The sequence below is a fragment of the Streptococcus sp. 23.2 genome, from assembly GCF_016648665.1.
In the GTDB taxonomy this organism is placed as follows: domain Bacteria; phylum Bacillota; class Bacilli; order Lactobacillales; family Streptococcaceae; genus Streptococcus; species Streptococcus salivarius_E.
Window position 1 is genome coordinate 1 of sequence record NZ_JACLQJ010000007.1, and the last position, 12,177, is coordinate 12,177.

At 39.3% G+C, this 12,177-nt stretch carries 6 protein-coding genes; 2 read left to right on the forward strand and 4 right to left on the reverse strand.

Going from position 1 to position 12,177, the window contains the following annotated elements; translation table 11 throughout:
• Positions 1–119 precede the first annotated feature (119 nt).
• Together H7T98_RS05095 and H7T98_RS05100 are read right to left on the reverse strand one after the other, a co-directional pair.
• Positions 120–3,212 carry a hypothetical protein gene (locus tag H7T98_RS05095; protein ID WP_175057658.1) on the reverse strand — a complete coding sequence of 1,031 codons (3,093 nt, stop codon included), beginning with the start codon at positions 3,210–3,212 and terminating at the stop codon, positions 120–122.
• Between the two features lie 279 nt (positions 3,213–3,491).
• The gene (locus H7T98_RS05100) at positions 3,492–5,450 is read right to left on the reverse strand and encodes a KxYKxGKxW signal peptide domain-containing protein (RefSeq protein ID WP_195918242.1); all 1,959 of its coding nucleotides are present in this window, start codon (positions 5,448–5,450) and stop codon (positions 3,492–3,494) included.
• A 329-nt stretch (positions 5,451–5,779) separates the two neighbouring features.
• On the opposite strand from H7T98_RS05100, the gene pdxS reads away from it, so the two are divergent.
• Both pdxS and pdxT read left to right on the forward strand, forming a co-directional pair.
• Positions 5,780–6,652 carry a pyridoxal 5'-phosphate synthase lyase subunit PdxS gene (gene pdxS, locus H7T98_RS05105; RefSeq protein WP_021151642.1) on the forward strand — a complete coding sequence of 291 codons (873 nt, stop codon included), beginning with the start codon at positions 5,780–5,782 and terminating at the stop codon, positions 6,650–6,652.
• On the forward strand, positions 6,653–7,234 hold the full coding sequence (gene pdxT / locus H7T98_RS05110) for a pyridoxal 5'-phosphate synthase glutaminase subunit PdxT (RefSeq protein WP_175057656.1): 582 nt from the start codon (positions 6,653–6,655) through the stop codon (positions 7,232–7,234).
• 271 nt (positions 7,235–7,505) lie between these two features.
• Here the strand turns inward: pdxT and H7T98_RS05115 are convergent, their stop codons facing one another.
• On the reverse strand, positions 7,506–9,935 hold the full coding sequence (locus tag H7T98_RS05115) for a glucosyl transferase (protein WP_201061396.1): 2,430 nt from the start codon (positions 9,933–9,935) through the stop codon (positions 7,506–7,508).
• Between the two features lie 84 nt (positions 9,936–10,019).
• Complete coding sequence (locus H7T98_RS05120; RefSeq protein ID WP_073686293.1) at positions 10,020–11,543, reverse strand: glucosyl transferase; 1,524 nt, start codon at positions 11,541–11,543, stop codon at positions 10,020–10,022.
• Positions 11,544–12,177 lie beyond the last annotated feature (634 nt).

Sequence of the window (12,177 nt, forward strand, 5' to 3'; positions counted from 1 at the left end):
TTTAGGAGATTATGAAAAAGAAAAGTTTTAGGATGGTTTTAGTATATAAAGCAAAGCCTAAAGTTTTCTTAAAGTGGAAGATGGAATTACTTTTTCATAATGCTTACTGCTCACTTACACTAATTGAGGAGTTTTCCATTTCCCTCAGCATCAAAATGGTAGGTCTTACCTTCGATAGTGAGGGTAGTGTTCTCAGTACGTGCACCACTGTTAGGATCATAATAATGAAGTTTATCATTTACAGTGACTAGTTCCCCTTTAGCTTGTTTGCCATCTCTATGGAAATAGACATGAGCCCCATCAATAGTTTGTTCACCGGTTAGTGCATACCAATTAGGTCCAAAGTAATACCAGTTACCATTAACCTCTTTATATTGATTTTTTATAGCAGTAGCTGTTTCCTTATCAAAGTAATAGATATGGCTACCATTAGGAATAAGTGATGGGAAATAGTCTTTAGTCAAGCCATTCGCACTAACCCTACCATCAGCATATTTATTTGTCGGAGCATCAAACATATAAAGTTCTCCGTTGATAATGTGAAGCCCTAATGGGACGTGACCAGAAGCGGTAATGTAATATCTATTACCGCTTCTGGCCTTAACGAATTGAGGCCCTTTGACTTCTTTGTTATTCAAATCGTAGAATGAAGAGTAGCCGTAAGGATATAGAAATTCTTCTCTAGCAAGGTGGGGATCTGCACCGCCCGTAAAGGTATACTCTTTACCATTGATAGTTCGAACTCCCCCTTCTCTAAGTCTTTTGCCTTTAGCATCAACATAATAAGTCTTTCCATTCAAATCGACAAATTGTTCCTTAAGGCGGGCACCACTATCTTTATCGTAAAATGAATCGTTTTCAGCAAAGTTTCCTTTAACCTGCTTACCAGTACTATCGAAGTAGACCTCGACACCATCAATGACTTGTTCACCAGTAAGGCGTTTGCCGTCATTACCAATATAATACCAATTATTGTTTATGTTTTGATAATGATTTTGTCCTAAGTCTACTCGGTCTCCTGAATTTTTACTGTAATAGTAGCCATCCGAAGCGAAGTCGCCCTTAATCTGTTTACCGTCTTGGTCAAAGAAAACATTATGACCATCAACGACATGGGCACCTTTAAGAGGAGTACCTTTAGCACCGATTCTATACCAATTGTTATTGAAGTTAACATAACGATTGGTTACTTGTACTCCTGAATTTTCATCATAGTACGCTCCATTTTCAGCAAAGTTCCCTTTAACTTGCTTGCCATCTTTATCAAAGTAAAAATTGTTGCCATTAATGACTTGTTCACCTTTTACAATTTTACCTTCGTTATTAAGATAGTACCAGTTACCGTTCACTTGAACAAACTGATTGTTGCCAAGATTAACGCGTGCTCCAGAATCTTTATCATAATAGAAACCGTCATCTGCGAAAATCCCTTTAGCTTGAACCCCATCTTTGTCAAAGAATACGGTTACGCCATTAATGACTTGCTCTCCTTTAAGAGCTTTAGAGTCTGAACCGATATAGAACCATTTATCTTTATTTTCAAGGGTATTATATGAGTTACTCTGGTCATTGATTTGAACATAACGATTAGTAACAGGTTCCCCTGTAATTGCATCATAAAAAAGTCCATTAGGTGCGAAATTTCCCTTAACTTGGATACCGTATTCACCGAAGTTGAGATGCTTACCATTAATAATTTGTTCTCCCTTAATTGTATTGCCTTCGTTATCGAGGTAATAAATAAGGGTTCCTGATGGTTGCTCTAAGGAGACAAAGCTATTTTTGACGAGTGCTCCAGTGTCTTTATCATAATAATAACCATCGTAGCCAAAGTCTCCTTTTGCTTGGTGTCCTCTATAGTTAAAGTAGACACGAACGCCGTCAATAACTTGTGGACCTGTTACCACTTTTCCGTCTGCCCCAAGATAATACCAATGGGTCTCTAGAGTTGGAGCCATAGAGCCGTTCGATTCGTAGCGTGTTAATTGAATATAACGGTTTGTCACGAGCTCGCCAGTATCCTTGTCATAGAATTGGCCGTCAGAATTAAAATCCCCTTTAATTTGATATCCGTAATAAGGGGTAAAGTAAACTTTCACACCATCAATGACTTGTTCACCTTTAAGTATCTTTCCATCTTCATCAACATAGAACCAATGGTTATCGATGAACACGTAGTGTTTTTTCCCTAGATCAACTAAATTACCATCTTGATCATAGAAACGCCCATTGTCAGCAACGCTATTACGCACCTGTGCTCCATCATACTTATCGAAATAGACAGATTTTCCATTGATGATTTGTTCACCTTTTAATTTGTCGCCATTTTTATCAACATAGAAAGGATAGATAGTGTTGTTATAGTTGTATTTAGTGCTAAAAACATAGCTATCTGTTACAAGGTTACCATCTTTATCGTAGAAGTGTTCATTGCTAGCAAATCCGTCTCGAACTTGAAGGCCGTTGTAATCATTGAAATAAACTTGTTTTCCTTGAATGGTTTGTGCGCCTTTTAATGGTTCACCATTTTTATCGACATAGTAAACACCACCAAGATGATTAATATAACAATCCGTTACAAGAGCACCAGAATCTGCATCATAGTATTGTTTATTTTTTGAAAAGTTTCCCTTGACTTGTATGCCATTTTCATCGAAATAAACGTTGATCCCATCGATTTTTTGTGCACCAGTTAGGTTCTTACCACTAGCATCCTTATAATACCAGTTACCAAGGCTATCACTATAATATTGACCACCGGTAACATTGGTTTCACTATTGGTATCTGCGGTTGCTGATGCAGCCTCACTGGCAGCCCGGTCTGTAGTTACAGCTTCGCGTGTTTGGCCTGAGACCGATTCTGCAGGTGCTTGACTTTCGCTTGTAGTTGTTGAAGCTGTTTCACTGGCAGTTTCAGAACTTGCTGTAGAAGTTGAGGCTTGTTCTGAGACATTTGTGGTGTTTTCTGTGCTAGCCACATTTTCAGTAGTAACAGGTGCTTCGACAACCTTTGTTTCGACGAGGTCTGCTGTAGTTTCTACATTCGCAGTGGTAGTAGCAGTCACATCAAGGTTTGATGCGTTATCAGCTTTAGCTTCCTCAGCGAAGGCAGGTCTTGCGATTAAAGTAAAACTTGCAAGAGCAGTTGCACATGAGAATGCAATCAGACGTTTTGTGGACTTTTGTCCAGTAAAATTAGAATGTACTTTCATAATTTTTCCTCCATTTCCTAAGTCCTATTATAGCGCTATTTTAGAGACTTTCAAGGAAATATAAGAAATTTTGATAAAAATAAGAAAACGATTACATTGTGATGCGAGTGAGAGAGGGAATGATTTTAGTTGCTACAGACTTTTCTAAAAACAAAAAAATCCAGGACCTATGCCCTGGATTTAGGAGATTATGAAAAAGAAAAGTTTTAGGATGGTTTTAGTATATAAAGCAAAGCCTAAAGTTTTCTTAAAGTGGTAGAAATATTATGTCTTTCCTTTTTAATTCACTTTCTCAGTAGCCACACCGTTTTCATCGATGATATAAGTTTTGCCGTCTTTTTCGAGAGTGGTATTCGTCCACATAGCCCCACTGTCTTTGTCAAAGTAGTAAGTTTTACCATCAATGTCTACTAGGCTACCTTTGACTTGCTTACCATTTTTATCAAAGTAGAGTTGAACACCATCAATGGTTTGACGGCCTGTTAGGAGTTTGCCCTCTTTGTCGTAGTAGTACCAGTTCCAGAAATCATCGCGAACAAATTGGTTTTTAGCCGTAAATTCAGTCACTACTCCCTCATTATCAATTGTGTAGGTCTTATCATCGACTTTCAAAGTGTCGTTAGTAAGGATAATAGTGGTGTACATACCAGCATATCTTTCTGTTCGATATGATTTTGTTAGACGATAGCGCTTGCCATCGATTTCTTTCCACGTAGGCTTGTTAATACTTTCCACCTTTGGTTGGAAGTAGTGAAGGTAACCATCGGAGCCTCGTTGGATGCCCTCTAGGAGGACGCCGTTTTTATCAGTTCCATAGATTCCAGAGAAACTAGGCCCGCCCCAAAATGTTTTTTTTGAAAAAAGGGCTCCAAAATAGTTTTTTTCTATTTTACTATCTGTGACTAGATAAAGTTTGCTGTCATAACCTATGATACCATCAAGAACTTGACCCTTTGAAGCAAAGATATATTCTTTTCCATCGATAATTTGTTTACCAGTTAAGACTTCGCCGTTAGCATTGGTACGGTAGGTAGAAGTGTTTGCATGGAACATTGAAGGAGTTTCAACAATGCCATATTTGTTCTTGACCAATTGTCCTTGGTAATCAAAAAGATAAATCTTCCCATCAATTGTGACAGTATCATTTTTAGCCAAAAGTCCGTCAGGTTTGAAATAATAACGTTTACTGTCAATGGTATGCCATCCAATAAATGCAGCACCATCTTCGCCTAAGTAATTAGTATAAGTTGTATATTGAGGTTCTGTCCTATAGCCATTGAAAATTGAAGTGTGATGCCACTGATTCGTTAATAGAGAACCATCATTCTCATCGAATCGATAGTATTTTCCACCAATCTCTCGTTCTTGTCCTTTGACTTGTTTCCCATCTTTATCAAAATAAAGGATGACACCATCAACATTTTGCCAACCAGTCAATTTTTCACCGTTGGCAGTGTAGTAATACCAATCTTTTTGGTTGTCAGATTGGAAATGACCACCAGTTACAACCTGGGTTGGTAGTTGCGTTTTTTCGGTAAGGATGCCATCAGCATCTGCTAAATAGGTTTTACCGTCTACTTCAATGCTTGTATCAGTTACTTTACGCCCATTATCTTTATCGTAGTAGTAATCCTTGCCATCAATGGTAATCTTTTCACCCTTTGCTTGGATTCCATTGTCATGGAAGTAGAGGTTAAAGTTATCGATGGTTTGTGGACCAGTCAGTTTGTGGCCGTCACTGTCTAGATAATACCAGTTGCCTTGATCATCAGAAGTGAACTTGCCACCTTGGGAAGGTGTTTCCTGTGAAGTAGTTGCGTTGTCGCTTGTCCCAGATGAGATTTCAACGCTCCTATCAGCAGTAGTTGTTTCATTAACTGGAGCTGCCCCACCCTTTTTATCAGTCTCGTTAGCAGGCTGTGTAGCAGTTGCTTCTGCAGGCTGACTAGCCACATTAGTAGATGTAGTGTCAGTAGAGACTGCTTCACTAGAAGTATTCCCGACAACAGTACTCGTTGGAGCCACTTCGGTTCTTGTAATGAGGCTAGCACTTGTCTCAAGATTGCTGTCAGAGACGACATTTTCAGGACTGTTAACGGCAGTTGTTTCAGGCTTGACTTCATCAGCTCCGACCTGTCCTAGTCCAATTAGTGAAGCCCCAATAGCCAAACTTGAGGCAGCGATTGTGATCCAATGTTTCTTAACTTTATGAAGTTTGAAACGAACTTTGTTTTCCATAATTTTCCCCCTTGTATGGTGACTTGGTAAATTCATGTTGTGACATTTAAAACAACATGAAAACCAAAATTAATTTACAGTTATATTTTAATCTTATTTTCTAATAAACTCAATAGAAAACGGATACAAAAACGCCATGATTTTATAAAAAGATTCTTATATTCGTGATAGTTGTAGCCTATAAAAGAGTTTTCCTAATTTATTTATTTTTTCGTCTATAGATATGCTTGAAAGGGTAATTGTCCCCATACAGTTTGAGAAAAAGACTCTTTTCTTCAAAAATCATCCTGTGTAAAATAGAGGGCATAAAAACATGAGAGGTGATTGCAATGACAAATCGTTACGACTTAAATAAAAATTTGGCACAGATGCTTAAGGGGGGCGTCATCATGGACGTTCAAAATCCTGAGCAGGCACGTATTGCTGAGGCGGCAGGAGCGGCTGCAGTCATGGCCTTGGAACGCATTCCGGCCGATATCCGTGCAGTGGGTGGTGTGTCACGTATGAGTGATCCTAAGATGATTAAGGAAATTCAGGACGCTGTTAGTATTCCAGTGATGGCTAAGGTGCGTATTGGTCATTTCGTGGAAGCACAGATTTTGCAGGCGATTGAGATTGATTATATCGACGAGAGTGAGGTTTTGACACCGGCCGATGACCTTATTCATGTGGACAAAACCAAATTTGATGTGCCTTTCGTCTGTGGAGCTAAGGACCTTGGTGAGGCTCTTCGCCGTATTTCAGAAGGGGCATCTATGATTCGTACCAAGGGTGAACCTGGTACTGGTGATATTGTTCAGGCTGTTCACCACTTGCGACTCATGAATCAAGAAATTCGCCGCATTCAAAATCTTAGAGATGATGAGCTTTATATTACCGCTAAAGACTTGCAGGTGCCAATTGATTTGGTTCGTTATGTCCATGAACATGGCAAGTTGCCTGTTGTCAATTTTGCGGCAGGTGGTGTAGCGACGCCAGCGGATGCTGCGCTTATGATGCAGTTGGGTGCTGAAGGTGTCTTTGTTGGTTCAGGGATTTTCAAATCAGGAGATCCGAAAAAACGTGCGGAAGCCATCGTCAAAGCAGTGACTAACTATAATCGTCCAGATATTTTGGCGCAAGTGTCAGAAGATTTGGGTGAAGCCATGGTTGGTATCAACAAGGATGAAATTGACATCCTAATGGCAGAGCGAGGAAAATAAATGACAAAAATCGGAATACTGGCTTTGCAAGGTGCTTTTGCAGAACATGAGCAGGTCTTGAAAGCACTTGGGGTTGAAACGGTTCAAATCAGAAATCGACAAGATTGGGAAGCCCACGCTGATTTGGACGGGCTCATTCTACCAGGGGGAGAGTCGACAGTCATGGGGAAACTCTTGCATGATTTAGACTTGTTTGACTTGATAAAGGCGAAAATTGATGCAGGACTACCTGTATTTGGAACTTGTGCGGGTCTGATTTTGTTGGCCAAAACCATAGTGGGGGACCAAACAAAACATTTGGCAAGTATGGACATCAATGTAGCCAGAAATGCCTATGGTCGCCAATTGGGCAGTTTTGTCACAGATGCTGAATTTAAGGGAATAGGGGAGATCCCAATGGTCTTTATTCGTGGGCCAATTATTGAAGCTGTTGGACCAGAAGTGGAGATTTTAGCTCAAGTCAATGGGGCTATCGTGGCAGCTAGAGAAAAGCAGATGTTAGTGACCTCTTTTCATCCAGAATTAACGGGTGACGAAAGGGTACATGCTTATTTCCTAGATATGATTAATCAGGCAAAATAAGAAAAGCAATTGCTAAAAACCTATGACATCGTTTGTTTCTTGACCACACAAAAAAATCCAGGACCTAGGCCCTGGATTTAGGAGATTATGAAAAAGAAAAGTTTTAGGATGGTTATAGTATATAAAGCAAATCCTAAAGTTTTCTTAAAGGGGAAGAAAAAGTTTACTTGTGATATAAAAAAGGAAGTTGACAGTTGGTCGACTTCCTTTTTAACGATTACTAAATCAAAGTAATTATGCGATATCAATAGTTGTTATTTGAATTATATTCCTATACTTCATCAGGTCCCATCAAATGTCCATTACCGTCAGCATCGAATTTGAAGGCACCAGTGTTTGTTCTAACAATGGTATTTTCAGCGCGTGCTCCATTCTTAGCATCGTAATAGTGGACAGTTCCGTCATCGTCAAATTTGAATTCGCCTCTAAGCTGTCTACCGTTTTGGTCGAAGTAAACATGGATGCCGTTTAAGGTTTGAGGTCCTGTCAGTTTATCCCCTTTAGCATTAACATAGTAGTAGAAATCTTCACGATCTAAATCTTTGCTTTCTCTTGGGTACTGTCCATCCTGATCTACGATATCATTTCCAGGAATGGTAATAGTGAAGTGGAAGATGCGATCACCATCGAGATTTCGGTAATTCCAGTTGTAGACATGAACAAAGCTATCAGTTACGAGAGCACCAGAGTCTTTATCATAATAGTGTCCATCAGGGGCGAAGCGTCCCTTGACTTGTGCCCCATTAGGAAGGAAGTAAAAGCGACTATTTCCAAAGGTTTGAGGTCCTGTTAATGGCTTACCATCAGCATCGACATAGTACCAGGCAGTAGTATAAACATTTTGATTGTTGATATCATCACGACCAATATAAGTCAAGATTTCTTTAAAAGCATTGGTTACGAGAGCACCAGAATCTTTGTCATAGTATTTACCATTTGGTGCAAAATGTCCCTTGACTTGTGTACCAGTGAAATCATCAAAGTAGACTTTAACACCATCGATAGTTTGTTCTCCCTTGAGTTTATCACCTTTATCATTGACGTAAACCCAGTTGCCATCTTCAGTTTCAAGATAGCGTTTTGTTACAAGTGCACCAGAGTTTTTATCGTAATAGCGACCATCCTCTGCAAAACGTCCTTTGACTTGTTTGCCATCCTTGTCAAAGTAGACTGGAATGTTGTCAACGAAGTTGAGACCGATGAGGTTTTTACCGTTTGTATCCTTGTAGTACCAGTTGCCTTCGTTATCACTATAATAGTGACCACCAAAAACTCGTGGTGCCTTGTCTAGGGAGACTGTAGGAGTAACAGGTGTATCCATTTCTTCGCCAGGTCCCATCAAATGTCCATTACCATTTGCATCGAATTTGAAAGCACCAGTATTTGTTCTAACAATGGTATTTTCAGCGCGGGCACCGTTTTTCGCATCATAGTAATGAACAGTACCATCTTCGTCAAATTCAAACTCACCTCTAAGTTGTCTACCATTTTGGTCGAAATAGACATGGACGCCGTTTAGGGTTTGAGGTCCTGTCAGTTTATCCCCCTTGTCATCTACGTAATAGTAGAAATCTTCGCGATTCAAATCATTGCTAGAAAGTGGGTAATGACTCATATCCAAAAATTGGTTTTCACCGTTAGGTCCAACGACTGAATTATTTGGAATAGTGATGACAAAGTGATTCACACGATTTCCGTCTTGATTTTGTAAATTCCAGTTGTAGACATGGACAGAGCTGTTAGTTACAAGCGCACCAGAGTCCTTATCATAGTAATGTCCGTCAGGTGCGAAACGTCCCTTAACTTGTGCTCCGTTAGGGAAGAAGTACATGTTTGTTCCACCAAGATTTTGAGGACCTTTAAGAGGTCTTCCATCGGCATCGAGGTAGTACCAATCAGTAGTATAAATGTTTTGACCGTTGATATCATCACGACCAATATAAGTTAAGAGTTCTTTAAAGGCCTTGGTTACAAGCGCACCAGAATCTTTGTCATAGTATCGGCCATCCTCTGCAAAACCACCTTTGATTTGAATACCATCTTGGCTAAAGTAAACAGGAACATTATCCACATAGTTCAGCCCAACAAGATTTTTGCCATTTGCATCCTTGTAATACCAGTTACCATTATCATCACTATAATAATGTCCACCAGAAATATGAGGTGCATTTTCAAGTGTTACAGAAGGTGAGACTGGCTTTTCATTGTCTTCGATTGGGACAGGTTGTTCACTGTTTTTTGTAGGTGTTTTTGTTTCTTCGACAGTAATAGGTTCATTGACTTTTTCTGACGAAGTCTTTGTGGCAGAGGCTTCTGAAGTTGCGGTTTTGATAGGTATAGTTTTATTGGCCTCATTATCTTGATTGCTATTACCTTGTTCAGAAGTAATTTCTACTGGTGATTCGCTTGCTAATTCAGATGATGCGACTTCACTGCTAGGAGCTTCACTAAGAACCGTACTTGTACTAGAAGGCAGCTCAGTATTAGTTGGGATAGGATTTGTAGTAGATGCTTTGACCTCAACATTAGTTACTGCAGTTTCTTGTGCAGGTGCAAGAATCTCAGTTGGTTGACCTGTAGCTTCAGGTATTTTTACTTCATCCGCAAATGTAGGGCGTGCGACTAAAGTAAAAGTAGCTAGAGCAGTTGCGCAGGAAAGTGCTACAAGGTGTTTCTTTGGGTTAGTCCTTTTCGTAATCATGATAAATTCCCCTTCATATTAAAATCTTTTCAGTTTAAAAACTGAAATAATGCAAAAATAACTTAATTACAATTGATTGATGACTTAAATCTCTGTAAGGTAGCCGTTTTCATCAATATGATAATTTTTTCCATCAATGTTGGCATTACGATTACGCCACATTTGACCATTGTTCGGATCGAAGTAAAGCTTATGTCCCTTGTAGTCTACAATTTCTCCCTGGACTCTTATTGGGAGACCAGCTGCATCACGGAAGTAGTAGTATTCACCCCAAACTTGTTGAAGTCCAGTTACTGCAATACCGTCTTTATCGAAATAGAGCCATCCAGGAATATAACCATGTGAATATTCAAAAAGCATATTCTTGTCGTTATAAATCATACGATTTTTGACAAGTTCACCAGTATAAGGTTCAAAGTAACGGATACCTTCTGGGAACCTAATAAATTGCCCCATAACATTGGTTTGGCTGTCATTGTTGTTGAATCCGATTCCTCTAGCTTGCCGTCCGTATTCAAAATAATAATATTCTTTTTCGCCTTTCTTTTGCCAGCCTGTAACGTATTGTCCGTCATCGCCGAGGTAAAATGTTCCGAAATCCATGCTCTTATAGCCACCAGGAATTCCCCCTAGAGATCGGACATAGCGGTTTCGCCAAAGTTCACCATCATGTCCAAAGTAGTATGGCTTGCTATCAATGTAAACTTTATGGAAGTCATCCCAATCTCCTTGGTACCAAGGAATGGAGACTCTATACGCAGTGTCAGGATAGAAATAGTAACGGTTTCCATTAATATCTTGCCAGCCTGTTACAGCCACACCATATTTACCAAAGTAACGGTATTCATCGTGAGGAAAATCAGCTACCTTGACAAACTGTTCAGTTATCCTATGCCCTAGATTCTGGTCGTAGAAATAATAATGGTTATTCCGTTGGACAGATTCACCTTTGGCTTGTTTACCATCTTCATGGAAATACACGTGCTGATTGTCAACAACGTGTGCACCTATAAGGTCTTTACCGTCTTTTTTGTAGTGCCAACTACCTTGTACGTCACTATACCATTGACCACCTGTAATATTTTCTTCAGGATCTTCGTCTTGAATTTCTGTGTTTTCATCGTTATTGAAGGAAGAAACATCAGTCTTAAGTCGATTTTCTGAGATGTCCTCATATCTAGCGTTTTCCATACTAGCAGTTTCACTTACTGTAGCTCCTGTTTTAGAAGTAGGTATTTCTGATTTTGTTGAAATTGTTTCAGAGATAACTGTGCTTGAAGCCTCTGAAGCGGGTTTAGCTGTTTCAGGAATAGCTGTAGTATCAGTGGTAACACTTGTAGCTTCGCTGGTGATAATGCTTGTGCCTGTTGGTGCATCTGTTATAGTTGCTGTTGGATTTTCATCAAGTGTCTTAGTCTCAACAGTAGCCACTACATTTTCTATAGCAGGTGCGACAACTTCGGTCTTAGCATTCGTATCAGATGCTTTTACTTCTTCCGCAAATGCAGGGCGAGCAACTAGGGAAAAAGCAGCTAGTGCGGTTACACAAGAAAGTGCCACAAGGTGCTTCTTGTACACGTGCCATGGATAATTCATTTCAGTATTCATGATAGACTCCTTTCATAAAATGAACACCGATGTTTTGGTGTGTAACATAAAGGAGCTGGGCCGTCAGAAAAGTGTTAAAAGTGAGCAAATCTATTAAAACGACTGAGCCCCATATCTAAATCTCTCAGGGCATGGCCATAAGACGATTTTATAGGCGAGCACGTCAAATGTGTGGCAAGGAGAATATGCTTAGGCTGTGTAGTTTATATCTAGAAACAAGTGATTTTATTTTTTTATCCTAATATTTTTATTTATCTCCTTTCGTTTAATTATTGAAACCAACCTATGGCATGTGTCTTCAAATACAAAAAACTAGAGCTCTTAGTTTGAAGCATTCTCTCTAAAGCTCTAGTTTTATATTATAGACAGATGTGTGTATGAAAAGAGCCTTAGATTATCATGCCAAAGTGCCTAAGGACCAGTTTTCATGCATAAAAAATTATTTTGACGTTAGAATTCTAAAGCCAAGTTCCTAATCCTAATCCCTCTGTAGTACACTTTCAACGTTTTAGTAAAACGCTTACATGCTCACCTACCTTTATTATAATACTTTTTTAATTACAAACAAGTTTTTTTACAAGATAATCGTAAATGTTAAAAAATGTCATAATTGGGTTCTGTTTGAATGACAGTG

Bases quoted from the DNA above. Each gene is read 5' to 3' on its own strand.
- H7T98_RS05100 (WP_195918242.1), bottom strand. From the start codon at position 5,450: ATGGAAAACAAAGTTCGTTTCAAACTTCATAAAGTTAAGAAACATTGG.
- pdxT (WP_175057656.1), top strand. From the start codon at position 6,653: ATGACAAAAATCGGAATACTGGCTTTGCAAGGTGCTTTTGCAGAACAT.
- pdxS (WP_021151642.1), top strand. From the start codon at position 5,780: ATGACAAATCGTTACGACTTAAATAAAAATTTGGCACAGATGCTTAAG.
- H7T98_RS05115 (WP_201061396.1), bottom strand. From the start codon at position 9,935: ATGATTACGAAAAGGACTAACCCAAAGAAACACCTTGTAGCACTTTCC.
- H7T98_RS05120 (WP_073686293.1), bottom strand. From the start codon at position 11,543: ATGAATACTGAAATGAATTATCCATGGCACGTGTACAAGAAGCACCTT.
- H7T98_RS05095 (WP_175057658.1), bottom strand. From the start codon at position 3,212: ATGAAAGTACATTCTAATTTTACTGGACAAAAGTCCACAAAACGTCTG.